This window comes from Streptomyces javensis (assembly GCF_039525925.1).
GTDB lineage: Bacteria > Actinomycetota > Actinomycetes > Streptomycetales > Streptomycetaceae > Streptomyces > Streptomyces asiaticus.
Map to the genome: position 1 here is coordinate 13,089 of NZ_BAAAIF010000004.1, position 19,408 is coordinate 32,496.

A 19,408-nucleotide genomic window follows, 5' to 3' on the forward strand; every position below is an offset into this window, starting at 1 on the left:
TCAGCCGACGCGCTGTCCAAGTACGAGAATTCGGGTGCGCATGGCTCCGACCCTCCCCCCGGCGCATATCGGGTGTCAAGTGGGTGGGACGGGCGTCTCAGTATTTGAGCGGGTCGGCGGGTGGGTGTGCGGCTCCGTACGGCGCGGGCCATGGGAGCCGCCGTGCCCGCCATGACCGCCGTGCCGGATCGGCAGGGCTCCGCCGACCAGCAGCGGAGGCTCCGGACGCGGCACCGGATAGCCGCCGCGCAGCAGCGCCCGGCGCAGCCGGTGCTCGTCCAGCGGCCCGCTGAAGGCCGCCCCCTGGGCGTGGGTGCATCCCATACCGCGCAGGGTGACAATCTGCTCGGGCAACTCCACCCCCTCTGCGATGGACTGCATTCCGAGGTCGCCGGCGATCCTCAGCAGCCCTGCGGTGATCTTGTGCAGCCGTGAGGACTCGACCACTCCCTCGACCAGTCCGGGGTCCAGTTTCAGCACATCGATGGGAAGCCTGCGGAGCGCCCTGATCGCGGCATAGCCGCTGCCGAAGCCGTCGAGGGCGATCCGCACCCCCAGGCGGCGCAGCGCGCCGAGGCGGTGCTCCAGCTCGTCCAGCGGCACCCGTGGATCGCTGTCGGTCAGCTCCAGGATCAGCGCTCCGGACGGCAGCCCATGGCGGGCCAGCAGGGTCTCCACGGCCTTGGGCGGCATCGACTTGTCCACCAGCCGGCTCGCGGGGAGCCGGACGCAGACCGGGACCGGATGGCCGTCGCGGCGCCGCTGGGCGGCCTGCTCGACGGCCGCCTCCAGCATCCAGCGGGACAGCTCGGCGGTACGGGCGGTGTCCTCACCGCTCCCCCGGCCGTTGTCGGCGACCCGGAGGAACTCGGCGGGGGTGAACAGGATGCCCTGGGCCGAGCGCCAGCGGGCCTGCGCCGCGACCGCGGTGATCCGGCCGCTGGTCAGTTCGACGACGGGCTGGTGCAGCAGCACGAACTCGCCGTCGTGCAGGGCGGCGCGCAGTCTGGTGGCGACCTCGGCGCGCCGCGCCACCTCGGCCTGCATCTGCGGTGCGTACAGCTCCACGCGGTTCTTGCCCGCGGCCTTGGCGCGGTACATCGCCAGGTCGGCGTTGCGCATCAGGGCGCCGGGGCTGGTGCCGGGCTCGGCGAAGGCGACGCCGATGCTGGCGGCCACGCGGACCTCGGTGCCGCCCTCGACCCGGTAGGGCTGGGAGAGCCGGAGCCGCAGCCGGTCGGCGATCTCCATGATGCGCTGCTCGCGGTTGCCGACGTCCCCCTCGCCGTCGCCGAGGATGAGGGCGGCGAACTCATCGCCCCCGAGCCGGGCCGCGCAGTCGCCGGACCCGGACCGCACGGACTCCTGGAGCCGACGGGCGGCCTGGACCAGCAGCTCGTCCCCGGCGTGGTGGCCGACGGTGTCGTTGACCGCCTTGAAGCCGTCGAGGTCGATGAAGAGCACGGCGGTGCCGGCGTCCGTACGGCGGCGGCCGGCGACGGCGTGCGCGACCCGCCGGGTGAACAGGGCGCGGTTGGGCAGGTCGGTGAGCGGGTCGTGCTCGGCGTTGTGCTGGAGCTGGGCCTGGAGCCGGACCCGCTCGGTGACATCGCGGCTGTTGAAGATCAGCCCGCCGTGGTGGCGGTTGATCGTGGACTCCACGTTGAGCCAGTCGCCGGAGCCGGAGCGGAAGCGGCATTCGATCCGGGTGGTGGGCTCCTCGCCCGGTGGGGCGGCCAGGAACCGGCGGACCTCGTGGACCACCGAGCCGAGGTCCTCGGGGTGGATCAGGGAGGCCAGCTCGGAGCCCTCCAGCTCCTCCGCGTCGCGGCCGTAGACCCCGGAGGCGGCCGGGCTGACATAGCGCAGGATCCCGGTGGGCGCGGCGATCATGATCACATCGCTGGAGCTCTGCACCAGGGAGCGGAAGTGGCTCTCCTTCTGGGCGAGTTCCTGGGTGAGCCTGATGTTGTCCATCAGCATGATCGCTTGTCGGACGACGAGCGCGAGCACGACCGCGCAGGCGGTGAAGAGCACCACCCCGTCGATCGGCCGGCCGTCCATCACGTTGAACAGGACCCCCAGGGTGCAGACGGCGGCGGCGAGATAGGGCGCGAGGGCGGCGAGCGAGCCCGCGATGGGGACGACGCTCTGCTGCGCGGGGCGGCGCGCCGGCGGCGGGTTCTGCGCGGCCTCACGGCGGGCCACCCACGGTGCGTACGCCAGCAGCACGGAACCGGCGAACCACCCGGCGTCGAGTATCTGCCCGGAGCGGTAGTGCTCCCGCAGCAGCGGCGAGGTGAACAGCGCGTCGCACAGCACGGTGAGCGCGAAGGCGGCGATCGCGGTGTTGATCGCGGAGCGGTTGCCCGAGGAGCGCCGGAAGTGGAGCACGATCACCATGCTGACCAGCACGATGTCCAGCAGCGGATAGGCGAGTGACAGGGCGCCGCGGGCCACGGAGGCGCCGTCCGCGCCGAACTCCCCGGTGTGGGCGAGCGCGAGGCTCCAGGAGAGCGTGACCAGCGATCCGGCGATCAGCCAGGCGTCCAGCCCCAGACAGATCCACCGGGCCCGGCTCGTGGGGCGCTTGGCGAGCACCAGCATCCCGACGATGGCGGGCGGGGCGAAGAGCAGAAAGCAGAAGTCGGCGACCGAGGGGGTCGGCACGGAGCGGCCGAGCACCACCTCGTACCAGCCCCAGACGGCGTTCCCCAGCCCGGCCATGGCCGAGGAGGCGGCGAACAGCAGCCAGGCCGGGCGCAGCCGCCCGGCGTGCCGGCGGCCGTGCCACAGACAGGAGGCCGTGGCGGCGAACGCGGCGGCGCTCAGCCCGAAGTCACCCATGACGAGCGCCAGTTGGGACGATCCCCAGCCGACGATCGCCCCCGCCGCGTAACCGCCGCAGACCAGGGCGAGGACCACTTGCGGCAGCAGCCCGGCCCCGCCGCCGGAGACCGACGGCCGGGCGAGCACCGCTCCCGTGGCGCTCACTGGACTGCCATCCACTGCGTGGCGGACCACTGGCGCCTCGGGGCCCCCGGAAGCGGTATCCCCGCGGGCCTCGTCGAGTTGGAGAACCGCGCGGCTGCGCGGAAGTGTCGCGGTCGACGCCTGAGCTGCGTCGGGTTGTCGGTCCATCGGCCATACATCGCCCGTCGCCCCCCTCGAGTTCCGGTCCATCGCTGACGCCGTCAGGTCAGTGGCGCAGCCCCCGCTCGGGACGATACACCAGACTGGTCACTCAGGGACATAGGTCATCTACGCACCGTAACCGACTACGGCGTTGTATATACGGAGTGGAGTCAATCGGTGCCTGTATGTGGTGCCAGAGGCATGTCTACCCCGTCGTGGCGACGAGATGTGCCAGCGACTCGCCGCGCGCGTAACGATGCAGCTGATTCCTCAACAGCCGCTTGGCGCGCGGGAGGAAGGCAGACGTGGGGCCGCCCACATGCGGGGAGATGAGCACCCCTGGAGCGTGCCACAGCGGATGCCCGACGGGCAGTGGTTCGGGGTCGGTCACATCGAGCGCGGCCCGCAGCCGCCCCGACTCCAACTCCGTGAGCAGGGCCTTGGTGTCCACGACCCCACCACGGGAGACGTTCACCAGCAGCGCCCCGTCCTTCATCCGGGACAGGAATTCCGTCCCCGCCAGCCCACGGGTGGCCTCGGTGAGCGGGGTCACCAGCACCACCACATCCGCTTCCGGAAGCAGTCGGGGCAATTCGTCGATCGGGTGCACCGGGCCGCGCTCGGTCGTGCGCGGGGAGCGCGCGACGCGCGCCACCCGCTCGCACTCGAAGGGCACAAGCCGATCCTCGATCGCGCTGCCGATGGCCCCGTAGCCGACGATCAGTACGGACTTGTCGGCGAGCGCGGGACGGAAGCCGGAGCGCCACTCCTCGGCGTCCTGGCCCCGGACGAAGTCGGGGACGCCGCGCAGCGAGGCCAGGATGAGGGTGAGGGCGAGCTCGGCGGTGCTCGCGTCGTGCACACCGCGCGCGTTGCACAGCCGCACCCCGGGCGCGAGATCGGCCAGCGCGGGCTTGATGTGGTCTATTCCGGCGGTGAGGGTCTGCACCACCCGCAGGTTGGTCATGGCGGGCAGCGGGCGGGTGCACACCTGCGGCGGCTTCATGTACGGGACGCAGTAGAACGCGCAGCGCGCCGGGTCGGTGGGGAAGTCCTCACCACCGTCCCAGTGGGCGTATTCGAGGGTGTCGGGAAGGCCGTCGATCTCCTCGGGCGGGATGGGCAGCCACACCAGGTCGCGCGCTTCGGATGAACCGTGAGTCGAACCGTGGTGGCGGAACGTATCGCTGTGATCTGCACTCATGCCAGGAGGCTATGCGATCACCGGCCGTTGGCAGAGGTTAGTTTGGGGTCCGAGGAACGGGAGGGGTCAGGCCAGGTGGAGCGCAGGAGAATCGGAGCGGCGGCGCTCGAAGTGGGGGCCATCGGCCTTGGATGCATGCCGATGAGCTGGGCGTACACCGCTTCGCAGCGCAGTGGCGAGCACTCGGAGCGCACCGTGCACACCGCGCTCGACTCGGGGGCGAGCCTGCTGGACACCGCCGACATGTACGGCCCCTTCACCAATGAGCTGCTGGTGGGGAGGGTGCTCAAGGAGCGGCGGGCGGACGCCTTCGTGTCCACCAAATGCGGACTGCTGGTGGGCGACCAGCACATCGTGGCCAACGGGCGGCCCGGCTACGTGAAGCGGGCCTGCGACGCCTCGCTGCGCCGGCTCCAGACCGATGTGATCGACCTCTACCAGCTGCACCGGGCCGACCCCGAGGTCCCCATAGAGGAGACCTGGGGCGCGATGGCGGAGCTGGTCGCGGCGGGGAAGGTACGGGCGCTCGGGCTGTGCGCCGTGGGGGCGCGGGCGCAGCGGAGGGCGGGCGCCGGGATGCACGACGCCACGGTGCGCCAGCTGGAGCGGGTCCAGCAGGTCTTTCCGGTCAGCTGTGTGCAGGCGGAGCTGTCGGTGTGGTCGCCCGACGCGCTGGAGGCGCTGGTGCCGTGGTGTGCCTCGCGCGGGGTGGGCTTCCTGGCGGCGATGCCGCTGGGCAACGGCTTCCTGAGCGGAACGCTGACCCCGGGGCAGGGCTTCGAGCCGGACGACATGCGGGCCCGGCATCCGCGGTTCACGGCGGAGATGATGGCCGCGAACCAGCCGATCGTGGCCGGTCTGCGACGGGTCGCCGAGCGGCACGGGGACGGGGTGACCCCGGCCCAGGTGGCCCTGGCCTGGCTGCTGGCGCAGGGGCCGCATGTGGTGCCGGTGCCGGGGACCAAGCGGGAGCGGTGGGCGGCGGAGAACTGCGCGGCGGCCGGTCTGCCGCTTTCCCCCGAGGACCTAGCGGAGATCGCGGGGCTGCCTCCGGCGCGGGGGTCGTGGGACTGAACGCGCCGCGCCCGGCGGCCCGGCGCGGGGGTCGTGGGACTGAACGCGCGGCGTCCGACGGCCCGGCGCGGGCCTCCGGTGTGCGTTCGGCCCTGGTCCGGGCCCGATCCGGGGATGGGAACCCGGCGCGGGCCCGCGGTGTATAAGAATCAGTGCCGTGCCGCGGCACACGTGCCCATGGAGAGGAAACCCGACCGTGCGACGTCCTCGCGTCACCTCTGTTCTCGCCGCCGCTGCCGCTGCCGCCGTGGTGCTCGTGGCGGGCTGCTCGTCCGACGGTGACAGCATCACCAGACCGGGCGGCCGGTCGTCCACGCCCACGAAGCCGGGCGGCGGGGACCCCTCGGGCGCGCCCTCGCCGACGGAGTCCGCGGCGCCCGCGAAGGGCTCGGTGAAGGTGGAGCGCACGCTCACCACGAAGCTGAACTCCCCCTGGGGGCTAGCGCCGCTGCCCGGCGGGGATCTGCTGGTCTCCTCGCGGGACACCGGGAAGATCTTCAAGGTCTCGGCGGACTCGGGGAAGAAGACCGAGCTGGGGTCCGTCCCGGGCGTCTCCGCCGCCGGTGAGGGCGGGCTGCTGGGGCTGGCGGTCTCCTCCGACTTCGGCACGGACCATATGGTCTACGCGTACTTCACCACCGATTCGGACAACCGCATCGTCCGGATGGTGTACGACGACAAGCGCCCCGCCGGCGATCAGCTCGGCGCCCCGGACACGATCTTCAAGGGCATCCCCAAGGGCGCGATCCACAACGGGGGCCGTATCGCCTTCGGCCCGGACAAGATGCTCTACGCGGGCACGGGAGAGAGCGGTGACCGCGGGCTCGCCCAGGACATGGACTCCTTCGGCGGCAAGATCCTGCGGATGACCCCGGACGGCGAGCCCGCGCCCCGCAATCCGGACGCCCAGTCGGTCGTCTACTCCCCGGGTCACCGCAATGTGCAGGGCCTGGCCTGGGATGCGGACAAGCGGCTGTGGGCATCCGAGTTCGGCCAGGACACCTGGGACGAGCTCAATCTGATCGAGCCGGGCAAGAACTACGGCTGGCCGGAGGCCGAGGGCAAGGCCGGGAAGAAGGGCTTTGCCGATCCGCTCGAACAGTGGAAGCCCAAGGACGCCTCGCCGAGCGGAATCGCCTACGCCAAGGGCTCGATCTGGATGGCCGGGCTGCGCGGTGAGCGGCTGTGGCGCATTCCGCTGAAGGGCGACAAGGCGGTGGCGAAGCCACAGTCGTTCCTGGACGGGAAGTACGGACGGCTGCGCAGCGTGGTGGCGGCGGACGACGGGGGGCTGTGGCTGACCACGAGCAATACGGATGGGCGCGGTGAGCCGGGGCGGGAGGACGACCGGATCCTGCGGCTGGAGGTCCGCTGAGGGGAGATTCGCCGCAGGGGATCCGCTGAAGGGAGATTCGCTGAGGGGAGGGCGAATCGGCTGGTCGTGGCGTTGAGTTCGGCCGACATGGTGCGGAGTGCCCGTTCTGTGACGGGTCTGCCTACACTGGCACCAGTCGCACGCCTACGGGGGTCGTCATGTTCAACCTCATCGAGGAACTGTTCGCGCCCGGCCGCAAGCACACCGATGAAGAGCGCAACCGACTGGAGTTCACGCTCGACGAGACGCGCAGCAGCGATCCGGGGAAGGGTCCTATAGACCTTGACTCCGGGCGAGTGGTGATCCGGCCTCGCGAAGGGGACTGACCCGGAACCCGGAAGGGGTCATGGGGGCTGACCCGGCGGGCGATCGCGCACACCGTCAGCGGGCCACCGCCGCGCCGTCGGCCAGGCCGTCCACCAGGCGCAGGCGGTGAGCCACGGCGGCTGCCTCGGTCCGGCCCGAGACGCCCAGCTTGGCCAGGATGTTGGAGACATGCACGCTGGCCGTCTTGGGCGAGATGAAGAGCTCCTCGGCGATCTGGCGATTGCTGCGCCCGTCGGCGACCAGTCGCAGCACATCCCGCTCCCGTGGTGTCAACCCCAGCTCCTCGGCCGGATCAACGGGTTCGGCGGGCTCGGCGGCCGGGGCCGGGGAGCCCGGGGCCGGGGGCAGTGCGGGGGTGCGGCCCGGGGACGCGTCGAGCGCGGCGCGGGTCGCGGCTGACGCCAGGGGCAGCCGGGCGCGTCGGGCCAGCAGCTCGATCTCCTCGCGCAGCGGACGGGCGCCCAGCCGGTCGGCCACGGCATACGCCTGGGCGAGCAGTTCGGCGGCGTGGTCGCGATCGGCCTCACCGGAGGTGCCTCGACCGGGGGCGTTCTCGCCGGAGGTGTTCCGGCCGGGGGTGCTCCCGCCCGGGGTGCTCCCGCCGGGGGTGAGCAGTGCCTCTGCCCAGCGGTGGCGGGCGCGGGCCAGGGGATAGGGGCGGTCCAGCGCGGCGAAGGCGGCCGTGGCCTCGGCCCAGAGGTCGGGCCGGTCCCGGCCCTCGGCGCGTGCCAGTTCGGCCTGGACCAGCGCCGCGTGGGCCCGCCATACCGGCACGGGCTGCGGCACCCGCTTCACGGCCGCCCGGAGGCGGGCCAGCGCCTCGCCCCGGCCCGGCTCGGCCGTGGGCAGCCCGCGGGCGGCCGACTCGGCCGCGGTGGCCGTGTACAGCAACCGCCAGACGTAACGCTGCATCCCGGGTGGGAAACCGGCCGCCACGACCTGGTCCAGCAGGGCCCGGACCTCCAGGATCCGGCCACGGGCCGCCGCGAGTTCGATGGCGTGCCCCGCGATCTGGAGGGTGACTGCGGTTCGGTGTTGCGGGCGCCGTAGTGCTCCCGGGCGGCGGCCAGCTCGCGCTCCGCCGTGTCCCACTCCCCGCGCACCAGGGCCAGCTGGGTGAGCCGGTTGGCGGCGGTGCCGCGCGGTTTGGTGCCGAGGGCGAGCCGCCGGGTCTCCAGGGCCGCCGCCTCCGCCTCGTCCCACCGGCCCAGGGAGAACAGCGACTCGGCCAGATTCCCGTAGACCCAGGCCCGGGAGTCCACCAGGCCCACCCGGTCCAGGATCCGGGCGCCCTCCTCGGCGGTCTCCACCGCCTCGGCCGACCAGCCGACCCCCTCCAGCGCCGAGGCCAGATTGACATAGCAGCGCCCCAGGACGCTGATGTCGCCGAGGGCCAGGGCCCGCTCGCAGACCTCGCGCATCTCGGCCAGCCCGCGCTCGATGTCGCCGGAGTCACCGGTGAAGTAGCCCAGCGTCAGGCGGGCGTTCAGCTCCGTGCTCTCGGCGCCCACCAGCCGGGCCAGCTCGACCGCCCGTTCGGCGGCGGCCAGGCCCTCGGCACCCGGCCGGTGGGTCATCGTCCAGCCCGCCACCTGCGCCATGACCTCGGCGTGTACGGGAGACGGCGGCAGCCCGCGCACCAGCTCCTGGGCCCGGCTCAGCTCCTCCCAGCCGTCACCGCGGGCCAGCCCCTCCATCAGCTTGCTCTGCTGGGTCCAGAACCAGGCGGCCCGCAGCGGGTCGTCACCGTCGCGGTCCAGCGTCCGCAGGGCCCGCTTGCTGACGGTCAGCGCGCGCTCCCGCTGCCCGGACATATGCGCGGCCACCACCACCTCGGCGAGCAGATCGAGATGGCGCAGCGCCTGGTCCTCACAGCCGCAGGCGGGGTACACCTCCGCGTGGCCCATGGGCCGCTGCGCCCGCCGTATCTCCGTGGGTGCCTCCTCCCACAGCTCCATGGCCCGCTCCAGCAGCCGCAGCTGCTCCGCGTGGGCGTACCGCCGCCGTGCCGCGACGGACGCCTGGAGCACGGCGGGCAGGGCCTTGGCGGGGTCGTGTGCGTGGTACCAGTAGCTGGCCAGCCGGGCGGCCCGCTCATCGGCCCGTACCAGCGCGGGCTCGGCCTCCAGGGCCTCCGCGAAGCGCCGGTTGAGCCGGGAGCGCTCCCCGGGCAGCAGATCGTCGCGCACGGCCTCGCGCACCAGCGAATGCCGGAAGCGGTAGCCGCTGTCGTCGGCCGTGGGGCGCAGGATGTTCGCCCCGACGGCGGCCCGCAACGCGTCGATCAGCTCGTCCTCGCCCAGCCGGGCGACCGCGCGCAGCAGTTCGTACTCCACCGAGGAGCCACCCTCGGCGAGGATCCGCACCACCCCCTGGGCCTCCTCGGGCAGCGCCTCGACCCGCACCAGCAGCAGATCGCGCAGCGATTCGCTGAGCCCGGTGGCACAGCCCTCGTTGAGGGAGCGGGCGATCTCCTCCACGAAGAAGGCGTTGCCGTCGCTGCGCTTGAAGATCCGGTCGACCAGCTCGCGCTCCGGCTCGGCCCCGTTGATCCCGGTGAGCTGGGCGCGCACCTCGCCACGGGTGAAGCGGGACAGCTCGATGCGCCGCACCTCGCGCATCCGGTCCACCTCGGCGAGGAACGGGCGCAGCGGATGGCGGCGGTGGATGTCGTCGGAGCGGTAGGTGGCCACGACCAGCAGCCGGGCGCTGAGCAGCGAGCGGAAGAGATAGCCAAGCAGTTCGCGGGTGGAGCGGTCGGCCCAGTGCAGATCCTCGATGGCGACGACAAGGGTGCGCTCGGCGGCCAGCCGCTCCAGCAGCCGGACGGTGAGCTCGAAAAGCCGGGCCCGGCCGTCCCCGTCGTGGGAGGCCTGGGAGGTCTCGCCGAGCTCGGGCAGCAGCCGGGCCAGTTCGCCCTCCTGCCCGGCGGCGGCCCCGTCCAGCTCGGTGCCCAGCTTGCGGCGCAGTGAGCGCAGCACGGTGGACACGGGCGCGAACGGCAGCCCGTCGGCACCCATCTCCACACAGCCGCCGACCGCCGCGACCGCCCCCGCGGCCACGGCCGAGGCCAGGAACTCATCGATGAGCCGGGTCTTGCCGACCCCCGCCTCTCCCCCCACCAGCAGCACCTGTGGCTCGCCCGCGGTGGCGCGGGCGAGCGCGTCCTCGAGGGTGGCCAACTCCTGGGCGCGTCCGATGAACACCGGGCTGACGGACGTGGTGTGCACGTCGTCGAGCATCGCACAGGGCACCGACACCGCGGCACCGGCTTTTCCGGCGCCCACCGTTCCGGATTCCACCGCTCCGGTTTCCACCGCTTCGGTTTCCACCGCTCCGGTTTCCACCGCTCCGGCCCTCCTGGCGAGCGACACGGCCCGGCCGCCGTCAGGCCGCCGTACGGTACGACCGTGGTGAGCGGTCGCCGCGCCACCGCCGGACCGGCCTCATCCAGCCTCCGCTCCCCCGCCCGGCCGAGCGGCCGTCGGCCCCCTCCACCGCCTGCCGGACCAGCCGAGCCGCGGCGGCCTCCCGCCGCAGCTCGGTCTCGCGGATCCGGTGCAACTCATGGTGCAGCATGGCGTTCTCCCTGGTGACGAGTGATTTCGTGGAACGCGTCCACTCTCGTCGGCCAGGCGGGCCCGGCACATCGGGAGGCCGCCCGATCTTCGCTCGGGCCAGGGCCTTAGGCGCCCCGCCGACATGGCTGAGGAAGCCTGAGGAGGGTCCTTAGGGCACCGGCGACCGTGCCGTACCGGCCGCCGCCGCGCCCTCCGCGGGCTGCCCCGGCAGCGGCACGGGCACCGCCACCGGCCCGGACGCCGGGCCCTCACCGTCGCCCCCGGCCCCAACCTCGGCGTCGCCCGTGCCCTCGCCCTCCGACTCGATGCTGATCCTCGGCAGCAGCCGCTCCAGCCAGCCCGGCAGCCACCAGTTGGCGCCCCCGAGCAGATGCATCAGCGCGGGCACCAGGAGCGTACGGAGGACGAAGGCGTCCAGGGCGACCGCGGCCGCCAGCCCGATGCCGAACATCGCGATGATCCGGTCGCCGCTGAGCACGAAGGCCGAGAAGACCGCGATCATGATGACGGCGGCGGAGTTGATGACCCGGCCGGTCTCGGCGAGCCCCACCCGGACCGCGGTGCGGTTGTCGCGGGTGCGCCGCCACTCCTCGTACATCCGGCTGACCAGGAAGACCTGGTAGTCCATGGAGAGCCCGAAGAGCACCGACACCATGATCACTGGCAGGAAGGGCTCGATCGGGCCCGCCCTGCCCAGCCCCAGCAGTTCGCTCCCCCAGCCCCATTGGAAGATCGCGACCACCACGCCGAAGGACGACGCGACGGCGGCCACATTCATGACCGCCGCCTTGATCGGGATGCCGATGCTGCGGAACGCGAGCAGCAACAGCACACATCCCAGCGCCACCACCACCCCCACGAACAGCGGCAACTTGCTCACGATCACCGCGGCGAAGTCGTCGTAGCCCGCCGTCAGCCCGCCCACGTAGACCCGCAGCGAGCTGCCCTCCTCGGCCCGGGGCAGCACCTCGGCGCGCAGCCGTCCGACGAGGTCGGAGGTGTCCCGGGACTGCGGTGCCGTCGTGGGGACGACCGTGATGACGCCGGTGTCGCCGCCTCCGCCCAGGTCCGCGGCGGTCACCGAGGCCACTCCGTGGATGGTGCGCAGGGTCTCGGGCAGTTGGGTGAAGGCCATACGGTCGTCGGCCCCGTCCATGCTGCCTATCAGCGTCAACGGGCCGTTGAAACCCGGTCCGAACCCCTCGGCCAGCAGATCGTAGGCCCGGCGCGTGGTCGAGGCCGAGGAGCCGTTGCCCTGGTCCGAGGTGCCCAGGTGGAGCGAGAAGGTGGGGAGGGCGAGCACCGCGATGAGGGCGGCCGCGACCGCCCCCAGCAGTTTGGGGCGGCGCTCGACGTAAAGCGCCCAGCGCGCGCACAGGCCCTGGGACGCCGCGGCTTCCGGCCCCCGCTCGGCCAGCCGTCCGCGCTCCCTCCGGTTGAGGGCCCGCATGCCGATCAGGCCGAGCAGCGCGGGTAGCAGGGTGAGCGAGGCGGCGACCGTAAGGGCGACGGTGAGTGCCGCGGCGACCGCCACGCCGTTGAGGAAGGACAGCCGCAGGACGAGCATGCCGAGGAGCGCGAGACAGACGGTCGCGCCCGCGAAGACCACCGCGCGCCCCGAGGTGGCCACCGCGCGCTGGGCGGCCTGTTCCACCGACAGCCCCCGCCGCAGCCCCTTGCGGTGCCGGGTGACGATGAACAGCGCGTAGTCGATCCCCACGCCGAGGCCGATCAGCATGCCGAGCATGGGTGCGAAGTCGGCGATGGTCATGGCGTGGCCGAGCAGCCCGATGGCCGCGTACGCGGTGCCGACGCCGATGAGCGCGGTGGCGATCGGCAGCAGCGTCGCCGCGAGCGAGCCGAAGGCGAGGAAGAGCACCACGGCGGCCACGCCGACCCCGATGGCCTCGCTCAGATGGGCGGGCCCGGTCCGCTCGGTGAGCCCGGCGCCCGCACCGCCCATCTCGACCTGAAGGCCCTTGGCCCCGGAGGCGGCGGAGCGCACCGTGTCGAGCACCCGGCGCACCTCCGCCTCGCCCAGGTCGGCGGCGGGTTCGCGGAAGACGACGGTGGCGTAGGCGGTGTGCCCGTCGGCGCTGATCCGGCCGTTGTCACCGGCCTCGCCGAGCCCGCCGGATCCGCCCAACCGGCCGGTGTCACCGGCGCCGTACGGACCGGTCACGGAGGCGACGCCGGGCAGGTCCGCCACCTGCCGCAGCGCCGCCGTCATCCGCCGCTCGACCCCTGGGGCGCGTACGCTGCCCGCGCCGTCCGCGGTGTGCCAGACGATGGTGTCGCTGTCCCCCGCCCGGTCCGGCAGCCGCCGCTCCACCAGGGCGGAGACCTTGGAGGAGTCGGTGCCCGGGATGTCGTAGTCGTTGGAGTACGCCGAACCCGTCACGGCCGCCGCCGCGGCGACCCCGGCGAAGGCGGCCAGCCACAGCACGATGACGATGGCTCGGCGCCTGAGACACCAGCGGGCGAGTGCGGCCATGGCTGCTTTCCGGGTATTGCGCCGAACGCGCGATGTGGCTGAGACGAGTGCACTGTGTCAGCCCGAAAAGATCCTTTGTCTCCTTTGTGGTTTTCCCCACATCCGGGGGTGATCGCCGGTTCCGTCCCCGGCCGAGGGCGTGGGCCGCGGCCGGACCATCACCGCCCGGCCGCGGCGACCAGCGGAAAGTGGCAGGCCACCCGATGTCCCGGCGCGGCCGGCTCGGTGGAGGCGGGCTCGATCCGGGCGCAGATTTCCTGAGCGGCCGGACAGCGGGTACGGAACCGGCAGCCCGAGGGCGGGTCGGCGGCCGAGGGGGTCTCGCCGCCCAGCGGTGCCCCGGCGACCTCGGCCGCCGGGTCGGGCTGCTCGGCGGTGTCCAGCAGTCCGCGGGTATAGGGATGCAGCGGCGCGTCGAATACCGAGGCCGCTGGTCCTGTTTCGACCATCTTGCCCAGGTACATCACGCCGACCGTGTCCGCGAGGTGGCGCACCACGGCCAGGTCGTGCGAGATGAACAGATAGGCCAACCCCTTCTCGCGCTGGAGGTCCCGCATCAGATTGAGGATCTGTGCCTGTACGGAGACGTCGAGGGCCGAGACGGGTTCGTCGGCGACCACCAGCGACGGTGACAGCGCGAGCGCGCGGGCCAGCCCCAGGCGCTGGCGCTGGCCGCCGGAGAACTCGTGCGGGTAGCGGTCCACGGCGCCGCGATCCAGCCCGACATCGTCCAGCAGCCCGGCGATCCGCGCGTTCTGCGCGGCACGGTCGCCGATGCCCTGGATGACCAGCGGCTCCCGCAGCATCGCGCCGACCCGCATCCGCGGGTCCATGGACGCGTACGAGTCCTGGAACATCAGCTGCACCTCGCGCCGGTGGGCGCGCAGCGCACGCCGGTCCAGCGCGGCGATGTCGCGGTCCGCGAAGCGGACGGTGCCGCGGGTCGGCTCCTCCATGCCGACGACCAGCCGTCCGAGCGTGGACTTGCCGCAGCCGGACTCCCCCACGATGCCGAAGGTCTCGCCACGCCTGACGACCAGCGACACCCCGGCGACGGCGCTCACGACGGCGGCCGCGGCGCGCCCGCGGAGCGCGAAGGGGTTGCTGTGCAGGGGGTAGTCCTTGGTGACGTCGGTGAGCTCGAGCAGGGTCTCGTCGGCACGGGACGGGGGCGTGGCGGGGGCGGCGGGGACGACTTCGGCGACGGGATCGACGGCGGGGTCGACGGGGTGGAAGCAGGCGAAGGCGTGTGCGTCGCGACGGGCGGCCCCGGCCCGCCCTTCGGGCATGTCCCCGGTCGCCGGACCGTGCGGCGCCGTCCTCGGACCGGGGGCCGGGGCGGAGCCCCCGTTCCGGGAAGCGGTGGGCGGGGGCAGCACCACCTCGGACAGCTCTGGCTCCGCCTCCCGGCACTCCGCGGTCGCGAAGCCGCACCGTGGCGCGAACCGGCAACCCGCGGGCCGCGTGACAAGGGACGGCGGCAGGCCCGGAATCGTGGCGAGCGGCTGCGACTCGTCCGCCGCCCGCTCCGGCAGCGCGGCGAACAACGCCTGCGTGTACCGATGGCGCGGGGCCGCGAACAGGGCGCGCACGCCCGCCCGTTCCACCGTCCTGCCCGCGTACATCACCGCCACCCGGTCCACCCGTCTGGCGATCACCCCCAAGTCGTGCGTGACCAGGATCATCGCCATGCCCAGACGCGACCGCAGATCGTCGATGAGCTCCAGGATCTGGGCCTGTGTGGTGACGTCGAGCGCGGTCGTCGGCTCGTCGGCGATCAGCAGCTCGGGCTCGCAGATCAGCGCCATGGCGATGGCGACGCGCTGCCGCATGCCGCCGCTGAGCTGGTGCGGGTAGTTCCTCAGCCGCTCACCGGGGGTCGGCAGGCCGACCAGCCGCAGCATCTCCTCGGCCCGCTGCCACGCTTCCGCCTTGCCCAGGCCCTTGTGCAGCAGCAGCGGCTCCGCGACCTGGGCGCCGATGGTCATGGTCGGGTTGAGGGAGGTGAGCGGGTCCTGGAAGACCATGCCGATGGAGTTGCCCCGAACGCCCCGGAGCACCGGCTCGGTCGCGGTCGCCAGGTCCGTACCGCCGAAGTCTATGGAGCCGCCGGTGATCCGGCCGCCGCCCGGCAGCAGGCCGAGCACGCTCAGCGCGGTCATGGTCTTCCCGCAGCCGGACTCGCCGACGATGCCCAGCGCCTCGCCCGGGGCGAGGTCCAGGGAGACTCCGTCGAGGGCGTGCACGGTGCGGTCGCGGCCCGCGATCTCGACGTGGAGATCGTCGACACGTAGCAGGAGAGACCCGGTGGTCCCGGTGGAGTCGGTCATCAGCGGTTGCCTCCGCTCTTCCGGAGCCGCACGTCGAAGGCGTCCCGCAGCCCGTCCCCGATGAAGTTGAAGGCGGCGACAACGAGCACGATCGCGATGCCCGGCGGGAAGATCAGCCACCAGTAGCCGACCTGGGTGTAGGTGATACCCGCGCTGAGCATGGAGCCCCAGTCGGCGGCGGGCGGCGGGATGGACAGGCCGAGGAACGACAGATACGCGACGTAAAGGATCGCGTCGGCGATCTGGAAGGTGGCGTTGACGACGACGGTGCCGATCGCGTTCGGCACGATGTGCCGGAAGACGGCGCGCGTCCCGCCGCCGCCCATGAGCCGCATGGCGTGGATGTAGTCCCGGCTGCGCAGGGCGAGGGCTTCACCGCGGATGAGGCGCGCCGGGGACAGCCAGGCGACCGAGGCGATGATGAGGATCAGCACCGGTTTGCTGGGCGTGACGATCGCGGCGACGACGACCAGCAGGAAGAGGGCGGGGATGGCGAGCGCGGCGTCGGTGATCCGCATCATGGCGGCGTCCAGCCAGCCACCGAAGTAGCCCGCGACCGAGCCGTAGACGGTGCCGATCAACGTGGCGAGAAGCCCCGCCGCGAGGCCCACTTCCAGGGAGGTCCGGCCGCCGGTCATCAGCCGGCCGAGCATGTCGTAGCCGAGGTCGGTGGTGCCCAGCGGATGGCCGGGGCTGCCGGGCGCGAGATTGGCCTGGCCCAGATCGGTGTGCACCTGGTCGGTGGAGTGGAGCAGCGGGCCGAGGAAGCAGAAGGCGCTCAGCGCCACCAGCACCACCGCCCCGGCCAGGGCCAGTTTGTCGCGGGTGAAGACGGCGAGGGTGCGGCGGGCGAGGCTCGGGGTGGGGACGTCCGTCCCGTCGACGGCGGGGGCGGTCCCGGCGGCTGTGGCGGTCACGAGACGCTCCTGATCCGGGGGTCGAGGACGGCATACGCGATGTCGGTGATCAGCGAGCCGATGACGGTGGCGACGCCGACGACGAGGGTCACCCCGAGCAGCACCGGGAAGTCGGAGCCCTGGGCGGCGTTCCAGAACAGCAGCCCCATCCCCGGGTAGTTGAACATCGACTCCACGACGAGTGCGCCGCTGAAGAGGGTCGGGAGATAGAGGCCGAGGAGGGTGGCGAGCGGAATGAGCGCGTTGCGCAGCACATGCCGGACCATGATCCGCGCGCTGGACTGGCCTTTGGCCCGCGCTGTGCGGACGTATTCCTCGCCCAGGTTGTCCAGGACCGCCGAGCGCATGTAGCGGCTGAAGGCGGCGATGACGCCGAGCGCCATGGTCACCACGGGCAACACCAGCCCGGGAAGGTCGCCCAGGATGCCGCCGACGGTGTCCGCCTGCGGCGCCTCGGCCGGGAAGAGCTGGAGCCGCTGGCTGAAGACGAGGATCAGGACCAGGCCGAGGAAGAAGGCGGGGGTGGCGTAGGCGAGGAAGGCCAGCCCGGTGAGGAGGTAGTCGGCGGCCCCGCCCCGGCGTACGGCCTGGAGGATGCCCAGCGGGATCGCGAGGACGGCGGCGAGGGCGATGGCCAGCCCGGTCAGGACGAGGGTCTTGGGCAGCCGGTCGGACAGCAGCGAGGAGACCGTCTGGTTGAGCTTGTACGACTCGCCGAGGTCGCCGGTGAGCAGCCGCCCGAGGTACTTCACGTACTGGAGCGGGAGCGAGCGGTCGTAGCCCTGCTGGTGGTTGAAGTGCTCGACCGCCTGCGGGGTGGCCTTGGGGCCGAGGATGGCGCGGGCGGGGCCCCCGGGGAGCTGGTGCAGCAGCACGAAGACGATGACGGAGACGAGCAGCAGGACGACGGCGGCCTGCGCGGTGCGCTTGATCAGAAAGCGGATCACTTCCGGCCCGCCCCCTTCTTGACGAAGTACCAGTCCTGGGGGGCGAGGCTCAGGGTCGGGTTCTGGTCGACGCCGCGCAGGTCGTTGCGGATGACGGAGACCTGGTAGGCGGGGTTGGGGGTCCACAGGACGGGGACCTTGCGGGCGACGTACTCGCCGTAGCGGCGCATCGCGGCCGGGTCGCCGGAGTACTCGGTGTCCTTGATCAGCTCATCGGTGCGCGGGTCGGACCAGTTGCCCATGTTGGAGGGGGCGCCGGTGGCGAAGAGCTGTTCTCCGCTGGGGTCGGGCGGGAAGTACCAGCTGCCCGCCGTACCGAAGAACCCCAACTCCCACGCCTTGCACAGCGGTTCGGTCCGTTCGCAGGGGACGGTGGTGCCGAGCACCGTGTTCAGCGGCTGCTGCCGGACGTCGAGGGTGATCCCGGCCTTGTCGTACGAGGACTTGATCTCCTGCATCTGGTTGGAGCTCTCGGTCGAGCCGGACTGCGACAGCAACGAGAGCTTCAGTGGCTGCCCCTCCTCGATGCCCTTGCCGCACGCGTCGCCGCCGGTCCCGGGCCTCGCGCAGCGCAGCGTCCCGCCGTCCCGCGCCTTCCAGCCGTGGGCGGCCAGCAGCCGCTTCGCCGCGGCCGGGTCGTACGGATAGGGGTCCTTCGCGAGCAGGCTCGCGGGGACCGGGCCGCGGGTGGGGTCGGCGCTGCCGCGCCAGATCACCTTGGAGATGGCGCGCTGGTCGATGAGGAGCTGGAGAGCCTGGCGGAGATAGGTCTGGCGCAGCAGCGGGCCCGCGGTGGGGTGGTTGAAGTTGAGCACGAGATAGGTGATCGCCCAGCCCTCCCACGGGTCGACGCGATAGCCCATCTCCTGGAACTTCTTGGACTGGGCCATCACCGACGGCGGGATGTAGCCGTAGTCGACGCCACCGGAGCGCAGCACGTTGAATTCGGAGTCGGCGGTGGTGAAGGGCTTGAAGACGACGCGGTCGAGGTGGGGCTTGTCGGGGCCGGAGTAGCGGGCGTTGGGTTCGAGCGCGACCTGTCCCGAGGTGGCCCACTGGCGGATCTTCCAGGGCCCGTTGACGGTCTTCCACAGGGGGTCGGTGGCGAAGGCCGAGAGCTGCTTGGCGTGCCGGGTCAGCCGCGCGAAGACCTTCTTGGGGTCCTCGTCGTCCGGGTTCCAGGCGTGCCGGGGCAGCGGGGTGAAGTAGAGGAGCTGGTTGGCGGTGAACCAGGCGGGGTTGTACGCGCGGTCGAGCCGGAGCCGGAAGGTGCGTTCGTCGATCGCCTGGAACCGCTTGATGTTGTCCGGCAGCAGCTTCGGCGAATAGCCGCCCCACTCCGCCTTGTTGTGCTTGATCAGGTCGAACCAGAATTCCACGTCCCGGGTGGTGACGGGCTTTCCGTCGGACCAGCGGTAGCCCTTCTTCAATGTGACGGTCACCGTCTTGTTGCCGTCGCTGTAGCGGGGCTGCTCGGCGAGGTTGCGCGGGCTGTCCAGGCTGAGCTCGGCGCCCTTCTTCTCGGGCTGGTAGAGCGGCAGATAGAGCAGGTTCTGGATCGAGCTGTTGTAGGTGGCCAGATAGCCGGGCGCGCCGATCGGGAAGATCCAGTTGGGGGTGGCCGCCGGTGGCAGCGCCATGGTCGCCGTACCGCCCTCGACCCTGGTGCCGCCCGTCGCGCCGACATCGGTGATCCGGCCGGCCCGGGGTCCGCAGCCGGTGACCAGGCCCGTGCCGCCGCCGAGGATGAGGGCCGCGACAAGTCCCGCGAGGGGCCCGCGTATTCGTGTACTGCGCAGACCCATGCCGCCTCCGCGGGGTCGTCGGGGTGGTTCGGGATCGCCGGGGTGGTACGGGGCCGTCGGCCGAACGAAGATAGCGAGCAAAGTACGGACGACTTTGAAAAGAAGTCAAGAGTCTGGCGCGCGAAGCCGGGAATGTTATCTACTGAGAGCCCGTTGCTACATCGACTTCGTTCGGATATCGAATAAAGTCCGGACGATGCAGGAAAGACCGACCGACGG

The 19,408-nt window shown here is 72.1% G+C and carries 11 protein-coding genes and 1 pseudogene; 3 read left to right on the forward strand and 9 right to left on the reverse strand.

What is annotated here, in order from left to right; all coding sequences use genetic code 11:
- Window positions 1–75: 75 nt before the first annotated feature.
- Window positions 76–2,994, reverse strand: coding sequence for a putative bifunctional diguanylate cyclase/phosphodiesterase (locus tag ABD329_RS05555; protein WP_198278139.1), 2,919 nt, complete (start codon window positions 2,992–2,994; stop codon window positions 76–78).
- A gap of 346 nt (window positions 2,995–3,340) precedes the next feature.
- On the reverse strand, window positions 3,341–4,339 hold the full coding sequence (locus ABD329_RS05560; RefSeq protein ID WP_214665042.1) for a 2-hydroxyacid dehydrogenase: 999 nt from the start codon (window positions 4,337–4,339) through the stop codon (window positions 3,341–3,343).
- A 75-nt stretch (window positions 4,340–4,414) separates the two neighbouring features.
- Between ABD329_RS05560 and ABD329_RS05565 the strand changes: the two genes are divergently transcribed.
- The 3 genes from ABD329_RS05565 to ABD329_RS05575 all read left to right on the forward strand — a co-directional run bounded on the left by ABD329_RS05565 (window position 4,415) and on the right by ABD329_RS05575 (window position 7,114).
- On the forward strand, window positions 4,415–5,413 hold the full coding sequence (locus tag ABD329_RS05565; RefSeq protein WP_198278140.1) for an aldo/keto reductase: 999 nt from the start codon (window positions 4,415–4,417) through the stop codon (window positions 5,411–5,413).
- A 196-nt stretch (window positions 5,414–5,609) separates the two neighbouring features.
- Complete coding sequence (locus ABD329_RS05570; protein WP_198278141.1) at window positions 5,610–6,788, forward strand: PQQ-dependent sugar dehydrogenase; 1,179 nt, start codon at window positions 5,610–5,612, stop codon at window positions 6,786–6,788.
- 158 nt (window positions 6,789–6,946) lie between these two features.
- Complete coding sequence (locus ABD329_RS05575) at window positions 6,947–7,114, forward strand: DUF6191 domain-containing protein (RefSeq protein ID WP_166483824.1); 168 nt, start codon at window positions 6,947–6,949, stop codon at window positions 7,112–7,114.
- 55 nt (window positions 7,115–7,169) lie between these two features.
- Here ABD329_RS05575 and ABD329_RS05580 read toward each other — a convergent pair.
- The 7 genes and pseudogenes from ABD329_RS05580 to ABD329_RS05610 all read right to left on the reverse strand — a co-directional run bounded on the left by ABD329_RS05580 (window position 7,170) and on the right by ABD329_RS05610 (window position 19,189).
- Window positions 7,170–10,357, reverse strand: a pseudogene (locus ABD329_RS05580) (helix-turn-helix transcriptional regulator).
- Between the two features lie 145 nt (window positions 10,358–10,502).
- The gene (locus ABD329_RS05585) at window positions 10,503–10,694 is read right to left on the reverse strand and encodes a hypothetical protein (protein ID WP_344316033.1); all 192 of its coding nucleotides are present in this window, start codon (window positions 10,692–10,694) and stop codon (window positions 10,503–10,505) included.
- Window positions 10,695–10,844: 150 nt separating this feature from the next.
- A complete protein-coding gene (locus tag ABD329_RS05590; RefSeq protein WP_344316034.1) occupies window positions 10,845–13,190 on the reverse strand; it encodes an MMPL family transporter in 2,346 nt (781 codons plus the stop codon).
- Between the two features lie 158 nt (window positions 13,191–13,348).
- On the reverse strand, window positions 13,349–15,520 hold the full coding sequence (locus ABD329_RS05595) for an ABC transporter ATP-binding protein (protein ID WP_344316035.1): 2,172 nt from the start codon (window positions 15,518–15,520) through the stop codon (window positions 13,349–13,351).
- On the reverse strand, window positions 15,520–16,437 hold the full coding sequence (locus ABD329_RS05600; protein ID WP_198280918.1) for an ABC transporter permease: 918 nt from the start codon (window positions 16,435–16,437) through the stop codon (window positions 15,520–15,522). Before ABD329_RS05600 ends, ABD329_RS05595 begins: the two co-directional genes overlap by 1 nt.
- Window positions 16,434–17,384: an ABC transporter permease gene (locus ABD329_RS05605; RefSeq protein WP_198280917.1), complete on the reverse strand. Its 951-nt coding sequence runs from the start codon at window positions 17,382–17,384 to the stop codon at window positions 16,434–16,436. Before ABD329_RS05605 ends, ABD329_RS05600 begins: the two co-directional genes overlap by 4 nt.
- Entirely contained in the window at window positions 17,381–19,189 is a 1,809-nt protein-coding gene (locus ABD329_RS05610) for a peptide ABC transporter substrate-binding protein (RefSeq protein WP_198280916.1), read from the reverse strand. The genes ABD329_RS05605 and ABD329_RS05610 overlap by 4 nt, the downstream gene beginning before the upstream one ends.
- Window positions 19,190–19,408 lie beyond the last annotated feature (219 nt).